This window comes from Gordonia sp. GN26, from assembly GCF_054823965.1.
The window spans coordinates 71,319-87,653 of sequence record NZ_JSYC01000151.1 but is presented as its reverse complement, the minus strand read 5'-3'; the positions used below and the strand labels follow the sequence as shown (position 1 = coordinate 87,653).

Sequence of the window (16,335 nt, the reverse complement as noted above, 5' to 3'; positions counted from 1 at the left end):
AGGAGAACCCGTGGCCGATGCCGGGCTGGTACAGAAGACCCTCCGCGTCCTGCAGACCGTCGCCGCGAGTCCGAACGGTATCGGTCTGTCCGGGGTCGCCCGGCTCACCGAGATCCCCAAGGCGACCTGCCACCGGATCCTGCTGGCACTGGCCGCCGAGGACTGGGTGGTCCTCAACGAGGACACGAAGCGCTTTCACATGTCCCTGTCGGTGCTGCTCATGCTCAGCCCCACGTCGGACCGAGACACCGCACTGTCGTATGTGAACCGACTCCTGGAAGCCCTCGCCACCCAGGCGATGGAGACCTGCGGACTCGATCAGCCGATCAAGGGCACCAACACCGTGATGGTGCTCGCCCAGACGGCCTCGCCGCACAACATCGGGCTCGGACGCCGTGCGGTACCCCGGATGCAACCGGCGTGGTCGACCTCGACCGGCAAGGTGTTCCTCTCGCTCGGTGATCCCGAGGCAGTGCGTCAGGAGCTCGAAGCCGATGCCCTGTTCCGGGATTCACCGCGCGGGAGAGACCTCGACGGGTTCCTCGAGGAGCTCGCCGAGAGCGCGGAACGCGGGTATGCGTCTTCACGAGATGAACTCGAGCCGGGCGCAGCCTCGGTCGCCTGCCCGGTTCGGGTCAATGGCGCAGTGCCGTACGCGATCTGGGTGGGAGGACCCACCTACCGACTGACGCCCGAACGGGTTCCGGAGATCGCCGGACTACTCCGCCACACCGCGCACGACATCGAGCGGGTGCTCGCCCGCACGCCGCCCGGCACCCAACTGGGTCCCGCGCTGTGACACCACCCTCAGCAATTCCCCACATTTTTCGATCAAGGAGACAACTCATGACAACGACGTCGACCACGACACCGCATTCGGAGCTCTACGACGCCGGTCTGGCGATGCGCAAAACCGTCCTCGGCGACGCCTACGTGGACAAGGCACTGTCGGCGGTGACCGAGTTCGGTCAGCCCATGCAGGATCTCGTCACCGAGTACTGCTGGGGCGGCATCTGGACCCGCGAGGGCCTCGACCGCCGAACGCGGAGCCTGCTGAACCTCGTCATGCTGACCGCCCTCAACAGGCAGACCGAGTTCTCGACGCACGTGCGCGGCGCACGGGCCAACGGGGTCACCGACGAAGAGATCCAGGAAGCACTCTTGCAGACCGCCGTATACGTCGGTGTACCAGCTGCCCTGGAGGCCTTCCGCAACGCGGAGCGGGTACTTCGCGAACTCGACGCTGCGGAACAGGCCGACTGAAACCCGAGCCGGGCAGGTCGCAGGCAGTACTGGATACTGCTGTCAGTACTGGGCGACCTGCCCGTCCTTCGGCGCGCGGTACATCTTCCACAGCAGCTTCGGAATCCCGCGCACCGGCAGCGGCCGGGGCCAGTCCCGGGTTCGCATGAGGGCCTCGGTTCCACCGTCGACGGTGATGATGGTGCCGGCCATGAAGTCGGCGGCGGGCGACAGCATGGTCATCACCCATGCGGCGAGTTGTTCGGGGGTTCCGAACTCGCGCACCGGAACCGGGAACGACGTGACGGCCTTGGCCTGCGGGCTGTCGAGCTGTGCCTGCAGCAGCGGCGTCATCACCGGGCCGGGTGCGATCACGTTGATCCGGATGCCCGCACCCGCCCACTCCGGCTTGGTGCCCTGCCAGCGGACCCACTGCGTGACCGCGATCTTCGACGCCGCGTAGGCGACCGGCGCGGTGACGCCACGACGCCGGAGGATCTGCCGGGTGGCACCGACCGTGTCGCCGTTGATGAGCCGGCGAATCGCGCCGCGCGGCACCAGCGGTGTCACCGTCGTCGAATTGGAGCCGAAGACAACCACTTTCGCCTTGTCGGCAGCGGCCAGCGCCGGACGCCAGGCGGTCAGCAGGTCGGTGACGCCGAGGACGTTGACCTCGGTGATCATCCGCTCACGCCCCTTGGTCGGCCCCATTCCGGCGGCGAGGACCGCACCGTCGAGCTTCCCGCCGGCCTTGACCAGGACTTCCTCCGCAGCCTTCTGCCGACCGTGCGGGGTCGACAGGTCGGTGACGACATCGGCGTCCCGCAGATCGACGCCGATCACCGTGTGGCCCTCCCCGCACAGGGATTTGGCGACAGCCGCCCCCATCCCCGACGCCGATCCGGTCACCACGTACGTACGGCCCCCAGTGCTCATGCCAGCCCTCTCTTCAATCCCTCATCGCTCTTCTCGTTCCGCTCACCGGTCCCGTGCCGGTCCTGCGTCCGTTCATAGGCGTCGTTGAACGCCCGTAATTCATGGAGCAGCGCCTCGGGACTGCCCGGCGCAAGGTCGGCGAAGACCTGCTCCAACCGTTGGGCGCGCAACAGTCCGTCGCGTTTGAAGGCCTCCCGACCCAGTTCGGTGGGGCGGATCAGCTTGGACAGCGAGTCCTCCACCTCGAAACGCTCGAGGTAGCCGTGCTTGATCGCGGCGTTCACCTGTCGGTTCACCGTCGACTGTTCGAGCTCTAGTTCCTCGGTCAGTTCACGAAGGGTCCGCGGCCGCCCGTCGGACAGAACCCACAGGATCGCGAAAGCCGACTTCTCCAGTCCCACCGATGGATGCACGAGACTCCGCCGCCGGGACATGCGCAGCAATTCGGCCGCCAGGTCTCGGTGCACCGGCGATTGCCACGGCGCGTGGTCCTCGGACATGTCTCCTCCATCACATTCGACCAGGACAATCTACTGTCCGGTTTGCCTATGTACGTTACATATGTATGCTGCATACCTCGAAGGAGGTCTCAGATATGAGCCACGTACAAGGTCAGGCGCCTGCCGACGACCAGGCCGCAGCCGCGGCGGACAAGGCACCCGCCGGCGCTGTCATCAGCGTCGTGGTGCTCTGCTTCGGCGGTCTCGTCGCCTCGCTGATGCAGACCCTGATCATCCCGATCCAGCCGGATCTGCCGCGTCTCCTCGGGACCTCGATCGGCAATGCCTCATGGATCATCACCGCCACGCTGCTCGCAGCAGCCGTCGCGATGCCGATTGCCGGCCGCCTCGGCGACATGTTCGGCAAGCAGCGCGTCCTGCTCGCGAGCGCCGCGCTGCTCACCCTCGGTTCGCTGCTCTGCGCACTCGGCGACACCCTGATCCCGCTGATCATCGGACGCGGCGTCCAAGGCCTGGCGATGGGCTTCATCCCGGTCGGCATGAGCCTCATCCGCGAGATCACCCCGCCGCGCATCACGTCCATGGCCGTGGCCGCGATGTCGGCGACCCTCGGCGTCGGTGGCGCCATCGGCCTGCCCCTGTCGGCCTGGATCGTCCAGACCTGGGATTGGCACGCTCTCTTCTGGGTCGCCACCGGCCTCGGCGTGCTCATCGTGGTCGCCGTCCTCGTCTTCCTCCCCCGCGTGAACACCGCCGCCGGCGGACGCCTCGACGTCCCCGGCGCCGTCGGCCTGGCCATCGGACTCTCGGCCTTCCTCATCGCCGTCTCGAAGGCCAACGACTGGGGTTGGACCTCGGGCGGCACGCTCGGTCTGGGCCTCGGCGGCCTCGCAGTGCTGGTTCTGTGGGGCTTCTTCGAGCTCCGTCAGAAGGAGCCGCTGGTCGACCTGCGGACGTCAGCCCGCCCGGCCGTGCTGCTGACGAACATCGCGGCCGCGGCCATCGGCTTCGGCATGATGGCGCAGGCGATCATCCTGCCGATGCTGCTGCGGCTGCCCGAGGCGACCGGATACGGCCTGGGACAGTCGATCCTGGCCGCGGGCCTGTGGATGGCACCCGGCGGTCTGATGATGATGTTCTTCGCGCCGCTCTCGGGCCTGCTGATCAACCGGATCGGCGCCAAGTTCACCCTGGCGATCGGTGCGACCATCCTCGGCGCCGGCTACATCTTCGCCTTCTTCCTCATGGACTCGGCGTGGAAGCTGATGCTGGCCTCGATCATCTGCGCCATCGGCGTGGGCATCGGTTACGCGGCCATGCCGACCCTGATCATGGGTTCGGTGCCGCCGACCGAGGCCGGCGCGGCTGTCGGCCTGAACGGCCTGATGCGTTCGCTGGGCACCACCGTCGCCTCCGCCGTCATGGCCCTCGTCCTGGCCAGCGCGACCATCTCGCTGGGCGGCACCGAGGTTCCCGACGAGTCGACGTTCACCTGGTGCTTCGTGATCGCGGCCGCCGCCGCCTTCGTCGGCGTGGCGATCACCCTGCTGATCCCCACCAAGGCAAAGGCATCGAGCATCGTCGAGGAGCAACCGGCACCCGCCGCCAACTGATCCTCGCGAAACACGAAGTGGCCCGGCAGTCCTCGACTGTCGGGCCACTCTCGTCTCGCGCACCTCACGGTCGCGTCCACCTCATAGGCCGCTGCGGCGAAGCGTCACGCGGTAGGTGTAGTGCTCGGGCAGGAAGTAACTGACCGCGAGTTCGACGGCCCGCCCCCGCGAGTCGGTGTAGAACCGGTCGACGCGCAGCACGGCATGCCCCTCCGGACAACCGAGACGCCGCGCGGTCCCGGCGTCGGCGGTGGTGGCCGTGATCGATTGTGCGCATTCCTCGATCGGATACTGCAGATGCGGTTCGAGCAGGCCGATCATCGTGGAATCGCTTGTCGCCCCGGCCTGCACCTCGGGCGCGTCGATCACGAGCCGCGCCACCGACTCGGGCCACGAGACGGTGGTGACCACGAACGGCACACCGTCGTGGATTCGCTGGAACACGATCCGGTAGACGACGTCGGTGTCGAGGCGCAGACGCCCGGCGGCCTCGAGATCGACTCGGCGCGAAGGAGATTCGAGGACCTGCATCTCGGTGTCGGTGGACAGGTTCATCAGGTCGTCGATCGAGCCGAGCTGCCGTAGATACTGACCGGCGTTCTCGGTCGCGAAGGTTCCTCGACCGGGCACCCGGTACACCGAACCCTCGGTGACCAGCTCGAGGAAGGCGCGGCGCACCGTCTGCCTGCTCAGCCCATTTTCCTGCGAGAGCTCGGACTCGGTGGGCAGCCGGACGCCTCCCTTGTAGCGACCCTGCGCGATGTGCGAACGCAGTTCGGCGGCCAGCACCTTGTATGCCGGCTCGGACTGCCCGACCTCGCCCATCCCACTCCCCTGTTCGAGTACCACCGCTGCCGACGAACCTTCGCCGTCAGATACCGCCCCGCGCCACGAGCTGCGCGGCGATCACATTGCGCTGGATCTCGTTGGTGCCCTCACCGACGATCATCAGCGGTGCGTCGCGGAAATACCGCTCGACGTCGAACTCGGTGGAGTAACCGTAACCGCCGTGGATGCGAACCGCGTTGAGGGCGATCTCCATCGCAACCTCGGAGGCGTACAGCTTGGCCATGCCGGCCTCCATGTCGCAGCGCTCGCCCTTGTCGTACTGCTCGGCCGCGTGCCAGGTGAGTTGCCGGGCCGCGGTCAGCTTGGTCGCCATGTCGGCGAGGTAGTTCCCGATCGACTGGTGCTTCCAGATCGGCTGGCCGAAGGACTCACGCTGCTGCGCGTAGGCCAGCGAGTCCTCGAGGGCGGCCGTCGCGACACCCAGTGCGCGACAGGCGACCTGGATACGCCCGGTCTCCAGACCCTTCATCATCTGTCCGAAGCCCTTGCCGGGCACCGTGCCGAGGATCGCCGACTTGGGAGCGCGGTAGCCGTCGAACGAGAGCTCACAGCTCTCCACGCCTTTGTAACCCAGCTTGGGCAGGTCGCGCGAAACCGTCAGTCCGGGACCGTGTTCGACGAGGACGATCGAGATGCCCCGGTGTCGCGGCTGGGCCGCCGGATCGGTCTTGCAGAGCAGCGCGATGAGTCCCGAGCGTCGGGCATTGCTGATCCAGGTCTTGGCGCCGCTGATGACCAGCTCGTCGCCGTCCTCCTTGGCGACGGTCGACATCGCCTGCAGGTCGGAGCCTCCGCCCGGTTCGGTCAGGGCCATCGTCGCCCGCATCTCGCCCGTGGCCATCCGCGGCAGGTAGTTCTGCTTCTGCTCCTCGGTGCCGAACAGCGTGATCAGCTTGGCGACGACGGTGTGGCCGCCCATCGCACCCGCGAGGCTCATCCAGCCGCGGGCGAGTTCCTGGGTCACGTGCGCGTAGCAGGGCATCGAGACCGGCGAGCCGCCGTACTCCTCGGGCACGGCCAGGCCGTAGATCCCGATCTGCTTCATCTGCTCGATCCACTTCTCGGGGTATTCGTTGGCGTGCTCGACCTCCTGCACGGTCGGCTTGACCTCGCGGTCGACGAATCGCCGAACGGTCTCGACGAGGAGGGATTCTTCGGCTGACAGCGTGCTCATGAAGGGGCTCACCTGTGATCTTCGTGGTCGGGCTGATTTGTACGGCCATTTTGTCCATCGGCCGTACCTATGTCAACCTTCCCAACAGACATCCAGGTCTGATACAACCGTGGCGGCACACTTTGGCCGCACATTTGAACCCGACATCCGGGTTGTCACGATCATTTGGGAGCAATGGTGCAGAGAAGACGAGGCGTTCTGGTGGCCCCGGCCTCCGACGACCGCAAGGCACGCAAGGCGCTGGCCTCGATCGCAGACGAGGTGGTCCTCGACCTCGAGGACGCGGTCACCCCGGCCAACAAGGACACCGCACGCGCCGCCGCTGCCGAACTCGTCGCCGAGTTCGGCGCCGATCGCGCGGTCTCGCTGCGCATCAACGCCATCGACACCCCGTGGGCATCGGACGATCTCGCGGCGTGCGCGCAGATGCCGAACCTGACCTCGGTGGTACTCCCGAAGGCCGACACCCCCGGCGACCTCCAGGAGGCCGACCAGCAACTCGGCGACTCCTCGGTCCGTCTCCAGGCACTGCTCGAGACTCCCCGCGGCATCCGCGACGCCGCGGCCATCTGCGCGGCGACCGACCGTCTCGACGCCGTCCTGATCGGGTACGCCGACCTCGGTGCGTCGCTGGGCCGCGCGTCGGGCCTGCCCATGCAGACCTGGCATGTCGTGCAGGACTCGGTGTTGCTCGCCGCCCGCGCCGCGGGTGTCGATGTGGTCGACGGCCCCCACCTGACCATCGCCGACGACGACACCTTCCGCGACGCCAAGCGCTGGGTCCGCGACCTCGGCTTCGATGGCACCTGGGTGATCCACCCCGCGCAATTGGCAAGTGCCATCGAGATCTTCACCCCGGACGCCGACGCCGTCGAGGATGCGCGACGCGTACTCGAGGCGCTGGAGAAGGCGGCCGCCGCGGGCGCAGGTGCCGCAGAGCTCGACGGCCGGATGCTCGACGAGGCCCTCGCCGTCTCCGCTCGCCGCGTCCTCGCGAAGGCGGCGGTCGATGACTGAGGCGATCGCGGTCGGCGGACCCTACTTCGACGAACTGACCCACGGTCAGGTCTTCGACGACGCCCCGTCACTGACACTCACGTCCGGTCTCGCCGCCTCCCATCAGGCGATTCTCGGTGACCGACTGCGACTTTCACTGGATGCGCATCTGGCGGTCCGCGTCCTGGGCCAGGTTGTCGGCGAGGGCGGCACGCTCGCTCATCCGGGACTGGTCACCGACGTCGCGATCGGGCAGTCGACCCTGGCCACCCATCACGTCAAGGCCAACCTGTTCTACCGCGGGCTGCGTTTCCTGAGTTACCCCAAGATCGGCGACACGCTCACCACCGTGACCGAGGTCGTCGGGTTGCGGGAGAACAAGTCCAAGCCCGGCCGCGCCCCGACCGGTCTGGCCGCGCTGCACATGGTCACCACCGACCAGAACGGCGCGACGGTCCTCGACTTCTACCGCTGCGCGATGCTGCCGCTGTCCCCGGACGCCGACCCCGGTCGCACCGTGCACGCCGACGATCTGAGCACCATCGGGCCCGGCGACGAGGCCGAGCCGGCGTTGCCCGATTGGGATCTCGCCACCTTCCGGTCATCGGTCAGCGGCCGGCACTTTTCCCCCGACCTGGCCGGACGCGTCTACCGTTCGAGCGCCGACGTCGTCTCCAGCGCACCGGAGCTCGCGCGCCTGTCGCTGAACATCGCGGCGACCCACCATGACGAGCGGGTGGCGGGCAAGGCCGCGGGCGGCCGACTCGTCTACGGCGGACACACCATCGGACTCGCTCTGTCGCAGGCCAACCGCGCCCTGCCGAACCTGGTCACCGTGGTGGCCTGGGACTCGTGCGACCACACCGGACCCGTCCGCGAGGGCGACACCCTGAGTTCGGAGATCGAGGTCGAGGAGGCGACGCCGCTCGCCGGAGGCGGCGGTGTCCTGCGCCTGAGGTCGAAGGTCGTCGCCCACGGTGACACCGACGACCCGGGGGACCGCGACGTCCTCGACTGGCGCTATCACGTCCTGATGGCCTGACCCGAACACCCAGTTCCCGGAGGATCTTTCGCTCATGAGCACCAACCCCCGCCCCCTCGAGGGACTCCGCGTCGTGGAGGTGTCGAGTTTCGTCGCATCCCCGCTGTGCGGTCTGACGCTGTCCCAGCTCGGCGCCGAGGTGATCCGCGTCGACCCCGTCGGCGGTGCCGCCGACACCAACCGCTGGCCGGTCACCGCCGACGGCAACTCCATCTACTGGACCGGCCTCAACCGGGGCAAGAAGTCGGTGACCGCGAACTTCCGGGAGCCCGAGGGGCAGAAGCTGATCCAGGATCTCGTCACCGAGAGCGGTCCAGGTGGCGGCATTCTCGTCACCAACGCCGGCGGGCGCGCGTGGATGAGTCACGAGACGCTGGCCGCCAAGCGCCCCGACGTCATCACCCTCGAACTACTCGGACGCACCGACGGCACCCCCGGCGTCGACTACACGGTCAATGCGGCACTGGGTTTCCCGTCGATCACCGGCCCCACCGACTACGCCGGCGTCGTCAACCACGCCCTCCCCGCGTGGGATGTGGCGTGCGGCCTGTACGCCGCGCTGGCGATCACCGCCGCGGTCCGACGCCGCGACCAGACCGGTGCCGGAGCCCAGATCACGTTGCCTCTCGAGGACACCGCCCTCGCGATCGCCGGGACGCTCGGCTACCTCACCGAACCGCAGCTCGGCGGCGGCAGCCGCCCGGCCACCGGCAACGACGTGTACGGCACGTACGGAACGGATTTCGTCACCGCTGACGGCGGTCGCTTCATGCTCGTCGCCCTCACCCCGCGTCACTTCCGGGATCTGGTCGCCATGACCGAGACCGGCGACGCGGTGGCCGCGATCGAGAAAGCACTCGGTGCCGACTTCACCACCGAAGCCGACCGCTACACCCACCGCGGGATCCTCACGCCGCTGTTCGCCGCGTGGTTCGAACGCCACACCACCGCCGAGGTCGAGGACGCCCTGTCGAAGTGCGCCGTGTTGTCGGAGCGGTACCGTACGTTCGACGAGGTCGTCGAATCCGGAGTGCTGCAGCGGAATCCGCTGTTCACCGAGCTGGATCAGCCGGGGGTCGGCACGTACCTCGCCGCCGGCCTCCCGGCCCGGTTCGACGGAGAGCACTACTTCGCCGGCCCCGCCCCGGAGCTGGGGTCGTCGGCGGGGTTCTGACGCAGCGCATCCCCTCTGCTGCCTGAGGTGCGAGGAGCGATAGCGACGAGCCACGAAGGCCTGGCGAGATTCTCACCAGGCCTTCGTGGCTCGCTTCGCTCGCACCTCAGGCAGCAGGAGTGGACACTTCGCTCGCACCTCAGGCAGCGGGAGTGGACGCTCCGCGCACCTCCCTCATCGAGGTCAGATCACCTGTGCGCCAGGTGATCCGGTCGCGGTGCGGTCCCGCCGAACGGCTCCTGGAGCGCATTCGACTTCGCGTTGAACACGACGAAGAGGTTGCTTCGCGGGTACGGCGTGATGTTGCCGCTCGAGGCGTGCAGGCAGTTGGAGTCGAAATACAGCGCCGACCCTGCCGGTCCGGTGATCGTGTCGATCCCGAGCTCGTCGGCGAGCGTCGCGACATCTTCCTCTTCCGGCGTACCGAACGGCGGCCGGTACGAGGTCAGCGATTCCCGGTGGTAGCCATCGGGTGTCGCGCCCACGCAGCTGACGAAGCGGCGATGCGATCCGGGGATGATCATCAGCGGACCGTTGGTGGACAGGTTCGGGGTGAGCGCCAACGAGACGCTCAGTGCTCGCGGGGCGGGCATCCCGTCCTCGGCGTGCCAGGTCTCGAAGTCGGAGTGCCAGTAGAAGGGCCCTCCGGCGAAGCCCGGCTTCAGGTTGATCCGGCTCTGGTGAATCGTCACCTCGTCGTCCAGGATCTGTTCTGCGACACCGCGGATCGCCTCGCGGTCGCAGATCTCCGCGATCAGGTCGCTGAGCTTGTGCACCGCGAACAGCGAACGCACGTCGCCGCTGGAGGACTCGCGGATCACCCGGTCGTCCTCCCCGAGACGATCGGTGATGTCGGCGACCTCGCTCAGGCATGCATCGATGTCCGCGGCCGACAACACCTTGTTCTCGGTGTGGTAGCCACGGTCGGCGTAGTGACGCAGTTCGGGTGCCGACAACGGCCCGGGGTTCCCCATGCTGCCCCACACGGTGTTGTGGGGACGCGGTTCGATCTGGCTGCGGTGGGCGAGACGGGTTCGGTACACGTCGACGCCGCGCGCCTGGTTGTCGCTCTTGGGGATTTCGGTCTTTGTGATTTGGGCGTTCTTGTTTGCTGTTTGAGTTACCACGATCGAGTCGATCCTTTCCCTCATCCGGCAGGCCGCTCGGGAAAGACATCCGGCGGCAGGCAAGGTGATTGTGTTGTGCGCGAATCCGCATCACGCGATGACGGATCGCGAAAGATACGGCTGCACGAGGCACGTCATCTGCACGCGCCTTGATCAGGCCGTATGTGTGCACCTTGCCAGGCAAATGCGGTCCCCCGCAACCATGCTGGTATGCCGGTCGCCAAAGACTCACTTGTGATGTGGATCTCAGATGTGTTGGAGCACCACGGTCGCGATCGACGACGGCTTGCCCGTCGAGTTCGCCGACACGATCCGCACCACGGACAGGCTTCGGCCACGGTGCAACGTCTCGGAGGTGAAGGTGGTGACGTCGGCGGCGTTGCACGGGCGCACGTAGGTGATGTCGATGCTGGTGGTTCGCAACTGTCCGTTCGCCTCGACTGCTGACATCGCGGCGAGTTCTGAAGCGCAGATGAGGATTCCGCCGTGCACGCTGCCCATTCCGTTGGCGGAGAGGACCGTCGGGGCCATCGTCAGCACGCCGGGAGTGGTGGGCACCAGCCCCAGTTGGTCGCGGACCGGGCTGGTGGGCGCGTCGAGGACCTCGGCGGTCGCGTGGGCGCCCGGGGTGGTCGGGGCGTCGACGAGATGTGAGCGCTGGATGATCGTCGCGATCGGGCGCCCGGACGGATCGGACACCCGGCCCGTGGTCATCGCGCCACGCTCGTCGCGGGCGACGAGTTCGCCGGTGACGTCCAGCGGTGTCCCGTCGAGCGGCGGGTCGGCGACGAAGTCCATCCGGATACCGAGGGAGACCGGCCAGCGGCCGTCGGGGCTGCCCGCGTCGACGACGTATCCGGTCACGTCGTCGAGTGCGACAGCGAGCGCAGCGCGGTTGACACCGGCCGCGGGGTCGGCGAGCCACGGCCCGGACACGATGCGTGCCTCACCGCGTTCGGCGGACACGGCATGGCCGCTGATCCGCAGCATGACCTCGGGTCCACCGATGTAGAAGACTGACGATGTCGTCGGCATGGGACGAACTTACTCAGCGCCGGGAGTTCGCGTATTCCAGGATCACGTCGACGGCCCGCGCGGCACTCTGGCAGGCGCCCTCCATCGTGGTGGTCCAGTCGGTCCTGGTCCAGTCCCCGGCGAGGGCCAGGCCGTCGACGGCGGTGCGCTGGTCGGGGCGGATTCCCGCGGTTCCGGGACGCTGGGCGAACGTCGACTTCGGCATCCGTACGACGTGGCTGTGGATCACCTGCGCGTCCGCGGCCTGCGGGAAGTACTTGCGCAACATGTCCATCTGGATGTCGGTGATCTCGGCGTTGGTCTTGCCGATCAGGTCATACGATGCCGACACCGTCGTCGAGTAGAACCAGTTGTCCTTCGGTTCGCGGCCGTGCATGCGCTGGCGGTCCCAGACCTGTTCCAGCACTCCCTCACCGCCGTAGAGGATCTCACCCCAGTCGGTCATGCCGATCGACCGGTCGAGGTAGAGGTTGACGCTCACGATAGGGACCGGGGTGAGGTTGTCGACCGCTTCATAGATCCGTTCGTGGCCCGGCACCTGGTCGAGGAGCCCCTTCACGCTCCACACGGGCACCGCGCAGATGACGGCGTCGGCGGCGACCTTCTCCCCGTCGGCGAGCGTCACACCGTTGACCCTGCCGTCGGTGACGTCGACGGACGACACCACCGCACGATGCCGGACGTCGACGCCGGCGTCGGCGAACCTCTTCTCCGCGCCGGCGACGAACAGGGTGTCGAGGTCGACGGTCGGGAAGCCGATCGAGACCGGGGTCCTGGTTGCGGCGGCGCGTCGGGCGCCGGTGACGAGCAGGTCGGCCGGGACCTTGGCCGACGAGATCTCGGTCTTGTCGCCGGTGAGGCCGATGACGATGCCGTCCCAGAGCGCGTCCCGCGCCGACTGCGGCATGCCGATCCGGCGGAACCACTCGTCGGCGGTCACCTGATCGAGCCATTCGGGTTGCCGGAATGCGTGCCGGATCAGCCGCGCCTGCGCGAGGGCTGTCCGGAGCCGGTCGAGGCCGGTCACCCCGGGGAGATCACCGAGCGCCGTTCGCAGGCCGGTCAGTCCGCCGAAAGCCGACCGCCGGGTGGCGCCACCCGGCATCCGCATCGTCATGTGGCCGGGGAACTCGACGTGCTCGCGGGTACCGACACTTTCGAGATACCGCATCAGGTGTTCGTATCCACTGGCGAAGACGTGCTGGCCGTTGTCGGGCACGTCGTCGACCGCGGCGAGCGGCATCGAAATGGTGCGGCCACCGAGTGAACCGCGGCGCTCGAGGAGCGTCACTCGTTGCCCGGCCTCCGCAAGCCATACCGCCGACGCCAGACCGGCGAGTCCCCCACCCACGACCACGCAATGCATGCGCCACAGCGTAGCGGCCGGCACACAACGGCGTGAGATGGTTGGCCGGTTTCGTCTCAGTCGATCATCTTGACGTTGCGGGCGGCACCGAGGGCTGCCACGCCCTGCGGCACCAGGGCGAGCGAGAGGACCGCCATCGCCACCGTCCAGGAGCCGGTCACGTCGTGGATCAGGCCGATCAGGATCGGCCCGACGGCGGCGGCGAGATAACCCACCGACTGCGCCATCCCGGAGACCTGGCCGGTCTGCTTCGATCCCGAGCTGCGGAGAACCATGAACAACAGCGAGAGGCTGATGGAGGCGCCGGGGCCGACCATCACGCATGCGGCCCAGAGCCCGGGCCACACGTCGGTGCCGATCAGTCCGGCGAAGCCGACCGCGCAGACGACGAGGACCACGAAGGTCACCACGCGCTGGTCGTCGAACCGTCCGGCGACGATCGGCGCGACCAGCGACATGATCAAGGCGACCACCTGTGCGGACGCGACGACGGCGCCGGCTCCCACCGGGGTCATCCCGTTCTCGTCGACCAGGTACTGCGGCAGCCACGCCACGAAGGTGTAGAAGATGAGCGACTGGGTGCCCATGAAGACGGTCACCGCCCACGCGATCGGGTTACGCAACAACGACGACGTCGGGCTCGCCGCCGTCACCCGGTGCACATGCGACAACTGCGGTATCCACACGACGACCGCGACCAATGCTAGAAGTCCCCAGGAGGCGAGCGCGAGACGCCAATCCCCGCCCAGCGCATCGTTGATCGGCACGCTCACCCCGGAGGCGACCGCGGCACCCCCGGACAACGTCATCGAGTAGAAGCCGGTCATCAAGCCCGACCGGTGCGCGAAGTCGCGCTTGATGAGGGCGGGCAGAACGACGTTGCAGGTGCCGATGGCGGCACCGATGACCGCCGACCCGAGGAACAGGGCGACCGACGACGGCACGAGGCGTACGACGATGCCGAGGATGAGCACGAGCAGGGCACCGAAGATGACGCGCTCGATGCCGAACCGGTTCGCGAGCCTGGGCGCGACGGGAGCGGAGATACCGAAGAAGAGGACGGGCAACGCGGTGAGCAGACCCGCCACGGCGCTGCTGAATCCGGCGTCGGCCGAGATGGTCCCGATCAGTGGGCCGACCGACACGACCGCCGGGCGGAGGTTGGCCGCAACCAGCATCACGCCGACAGCGGTGATGATCACGCCGGCGGTGGTCCGTTCGTTCGCGGACCGGGTTCGGCGCTCTGACATCACAGTCGAACGTAACAGCCCGCCCATGGTCGAAAAGTGCGAGCCCCCGGGACCCTGTGGCGTCCCGGGGGCTCGGCTCTCCCTACTTCGCGACCGCTGCGGCGGCGGAGATCCGAGCGACGAAGTCCGCGACCTCCTGGCGCAACTCGTTGCACCGCGGCACGGCACCCGACATCCAGAACACCCCGTGGACCAGGCCCTGATACCTTCTGGCGACCACCTCGACACCGGCGTCGGCGAGGCGCCGCGCATAGTCCTCGCCCTCGTCGCGCAGCACCTCGTTCTCGGTGGTCAAGACCAGCGCCGGCGGCAGTCCACTCAGATCGCCCCGAAGAGTCGGGGCGGCAACCGGATTGACCCGTGAGGCCGCGTCCGGGAGGTAGTTCTCCCAGAAGAAGTCCATGTCGGCCGCGGAGATGACATAGCCTTCACCGAACTGTTCACGCGACGGGAACGCGGTGTCGGGGCCGAGCGCGGGGTAGATCAGCACCTGACCGCGGACGCTCGGGGCCCCGGCGTCGTGTGCACGCTGGGCGACACCCGCGGCGAGACCACCGCCGGCGCTGTCCCCCATGACCACCAACCGGGCGGGGTCGCCGCCGAACGCACCGATGTTGTCGGCCACCCAGTTCAGCGCCGCCCATGCGTCGTCCGTCGCAGCCGGGAATCGGTGTTCGGGAGCGAGGCGGTATTGCGCGGCGACGACGATGGCACCGGCCGCGTTCGCGATCGCGCGTGACGGCTCGTCGATCACCTCGATGCTTCCCGCGACGAAGCCACCTCCGTGGAAGTACAGGATGACCGGAAGGGGTCCCGACGACTCGGGTGTGTAGATCCGTAGTTCGAGCTCATGACCGTCGCTGACATAGTGGGCGCTGTCCACCTTCGCAACCGGTTCGGCCGGCAGTTGCAGCCCGACGAACGTGTCGATGATGCTGCGGACCTGCTCCACCGAGACCCGGTGGAAGGCCGGTACGCCCTGTTCGGCGAGGCCTGACATCAGTTGGGCGACATGCGGATCGAGTGTCATGGTGTACTCCTTGGGGTTGTGGTGTTCGTGATTCGGAAGCGGCCGGGGCAGTTCGTCACCGGTTACCGAAGTAGCTGACGTCGTCGTTGCCGATGAGGTCCGGCACGGTCCAGCCGTCGAGGTCGTACTCGGACAGGCACTGCTCGGCGAGACCCTTCATCTGGTCGACGCCGCCACGGTTCTGCGCGGCGAAGAGCAACTCGGCCTTGACGTTCTCGTGGTTCCCCGAGTAATTGCGCTCGTACAGCTCGTGCCGGCCGCCGAATTCGCTGCCGATCGAATCCCACAGCGCCTTCATCACCTTCACGCGATCGACTGCGGTGATGCCGTTGGACCCGCGGACGTACTTGTCCAGGTACGGACGCACGACAGGGCTCTTGAAGTCCCGTGAACTCGACGGCAGGTAGATCAGTCCGGACGCGACGTCCTGCTCGATGATCTCCTTGATCCGCGGATATCCCTGGATCATGAACATGCGGTAGGTCAGGCCGTACTCGAGCTTCGGGATGACGGTGTCGCCGATCCACGGTTCGGGATTGTGCGCCATCGCATCGGTCAACGACCAGAACAGGTTTCGCCAGCCGATGACCTCACCGACACGGGTCTGTACACCGCGGAACCCGCCGGACCCGGTGGCGTCGAGGGCCTTCATCAGCAGGCCGGCGATGAAGTCGAGCTTGACCGCGAGACGGGTACAACCCTGGAAGGTGAAGCGCGGCAGGAAGCCCGACTGCGGGAAGAAGGCGTTGATCTTCTCGACATCGCCGTACATGAAGACGTTCTCCCACGGCACGAGCACCTTGTCGAAGACGAAGATCGTGTCGTTCTCGTCCATCCGGCTCGACAACGGGTAGTCGAACGGGGTGCCCATCACCGCGGCGTTCTCGGTGAACGACGACCGGCAGATCAGTTTGATCCCAGGCGCATCCATGGGGACAGTGCAGATCAGCGCGAACTGCTTCTTCTTGATCGGCAGACCGTAGTGCGCGATGAAGTTGTAATTGGTGATCGCCGAACCCGTCGCGACGACCTTGGCACCC

Annotated in this window: 16 protein-coding genes; 6 read left to right on the top strand and 10 right to left on the bottom strand. The window is 67.5% G+C overall.

All coding sequences use genetic code 11. The features are described 5' to 3' along the window. The first annotated feature begins 10 nt into the window (after nucleotides 1-10). Nucleotides 11-799 carry an IclR family transcriptional regulator gene (locus tag OK17_RS21075; protein WP_006867515.1) on the top strand — a complete coding sequence of 263 codons (789 nt, stop codon included), beginning with the start codon at nucleotides 11-13 and terminating at the stop codon, nucleotides 797-799. Nucleotides 800-846: 47 nt separating this feature from the next. After that, on the top strand, nucleotides 847-1,263 hold the full coding sequence (locus OK17_RS21070) for a carboxymuconolactone decarboxylase family protein (RefSeq protein WP_006867514.1): 417 nt from the start codon (nucleotides 847-849) through the stop codon (nucleotides 1,261-1,263). Between the two features lie 42 nt (nucleotides 1,264-1,305). Here the strand turns inward: OK17_RS21070 and OK17_RS21065 are convergent, their stop codons facing one another. Together OK17_RS21065 and OK17_RS21060 are read right to left on the bottom strand one after the other, a co-directional pair. After that, on the bottom strand, nucleotides 1,306-2,178 hold the full coding sequence (locus OK17_RS21065) for an SDR family oxidoreductase (protein WP_461418650.1): 873 nt from the start codon (nucleotides 2,176-2,178) through the stop codon (nucleotides 1,306-1,308). Next, complete coding sequence (locus OK17_RS21060; protein ID WP_248658674.1) at nucleotides 2,175-2,678, bottom strand: MarR family winged helix-turn-helix transcriptional regulator; 504 nt, start codon at nucleotides 2,676-2,678, stop codon at nucleotides 2,175-2,177. The genes OK17_RS21065 and OK17_RS21060 overlap by 4 nt, the downstream gene beginning before the upstream one ends. 95 nt (nucleotides 2,679-2,773) lie before the next feature. Here OK17_RS21060 and OK17_RS21055 point away from each other — a divergent pair, with 95 nt between their 5' ends. Then, nucleotides 2,774-4,252 carry an MFS transporter gene (locus OK17_RS21055; RefSeq protein WP_461418649.1) on the top strand — a complete coding sequence of 493 codons (1,479 nt, stop codon included), beginning with the start codon at nucleotides 2,774-2,776 and terminating at the stop codon, nucleotides 4,250-4,252. A gap of 81 nt (nucleotides 4,253-4,333) precedes the next feature. Here the strand turns inward: OK17_RS21055 and OK17_RS21050 are convergent, their stop codons facing one another. Next, nucleotides 4,334-5,077, bottom strand: coding sequence for a GntR family transcriptional regulator (locus OK17_RS21050; RefSeq protein WP_461418648.1), 744 nt, complete (start codon nucleotides 5,075-5,077; stop codon nucleotides 4,334-4,336). Between the two features lie 46 nt (nucleotides 5,078-5,123). After that, on the bottom strand, nucleotides 5,124-6,275 hold the full coding sequence (locus OK17_RS21045; protein WP_461418647.1) for an acyl-CoA dehydrogenase family protein: 1,152 nt from the start codon (nucleotides 6,273-6,275) through the stop codon (nucleotides 5,124-5,126). Between the two features lie 201 nt (nucleotides 6,276-6,476). On the opposite strand from OK17_RS21045, the gene OK17_RS21040 reads away from it, so the two are divergent. From OK17_RS21040 to OK17_RS21030, 3 genes are read left to right on the top strand one after another with little or no spacing between them, the layout of a single operon-like run. Continuing rightward, the gene (locus OK17_RS21040) at nucleotides 6,477-7,292 is read left to right on the top strand and encodes an HpcH/HpaI aldolase/citrate lyase family protein (protein ID WP_461418646.1); all 816 of its coding nucleotides are present in this window, start codon (nucleotides 6,477-6,479) and stop codon (nucleotides 7,290-7,292) included. Then, nucleotides 7,285-8,313, top strand: coding sequence for a MaoC family dehydratase (locus tag OK17_RS21035; protein ID WP_461418645.1), 1,029 nt, complete (start codon nucleotides 7,285-7,287; stop codon nucleotides 8,311-8,313). Before OK17_RS21040 ends, OK17_RS21035 begins: the two co-directional genes overlap by 8 nt. Before the next feature lie 34 nt (nucleotides 8,314-8,347). Then, nucleotides 8,348-9,487 carry a CoA transferase gene (locus OK17_RS21030; protein WP_461418644.1) on the top strand — a complete coding sequence of 380 codons (1,140 nt, stop codon included), beginning with the start codon at nucleotides 8,348-8,350 and terminating at the stop codon, nucleotides 9,485-9,487. Between the two features lie 188 nt (nucleotides 9,488-9,675). Here OK17_RS21030 and OK17_RS21025 read toward each other — a convergent pair whose 3' ends face one another. The 6 genes from OK17_RS21025 to OK17_RS21000 form a co-directional block, all read right to left on the bottom strand. Further along, nucleotides 9,676-10,614 (bottom strand): phytanoyl-CoA dioxygenase family protein, encoded by a 939-nt coding sequence (locus OK17_RS21025; protein WP_232717854.1) that lies wholly within the window; start codon nucleotides 10,612-10,614, stop codon nucleotides 9,676-9,678. A gap of 246 nt (nucleotides 10,615-10,860) precedes the next feature. Then, nucleotides 10,861-11,649: a PaaI family thioesterase gene (locus OK17_RS21020; RefSeq protein ID WP_461418643.1), complete on the bottom strand. Its 789-nt coding sequence runs from the start codon at nucleotides 11,647-11,649 to the stop codon at nucleotides 10,861-10,863. 13 nt (nucleotides 11,650-11,662) lie between these two features. Then, nucleotides 11,663-13,015, bottom strand: coding sequence for a hydroxysqualene dehydroxylase (locus OK17_RS21015; protein ID WP_461418642.1), 1,353 nt, complete (start codon nucleotides 13,013-13,015; stop codon nucleotides 11,663-11,665). Nucleotides 13,016-13,071: 56 nt separating this feature from the next. Beyond that, nucleotides 13,072-14,265, bottom strand: coding sequence for a CynX/NimT family MFS transporter (locus tag OK17_RS21010; RefSeq protein WP_461418641.1), 1,194 nt, complete (start codon nucleotides 14,263-14,265; stop codon nucleotides 13,072-13,074). A gap of 82 nt (nucleotides 14,266-14,347) precedes the next feature. Next, on the bottom strand, nucleotides 14,348-15,295 hold the full coding sequence (locus tag OK17_RS21005; protein ID WP_461418640.1) for an alpha/beta hydrolase: 948 nt from the start codon (nucleotides 15,293-15,295) through the stop codon (nucleotides 14,348-14,350). 55 nt (nucleotides 15,296-15,350) lie between these two features. Further along, on the bottom strand, nucleotides 15,351-16,335 hold a 985-nt coding region (locus tag OK17_RS21000; RefSeq protein WP_461418639.1), incomplete at its 5' end, for a 4-hydroxyphenylacetate 3-hydroxylase C-terminal domain-containing protein.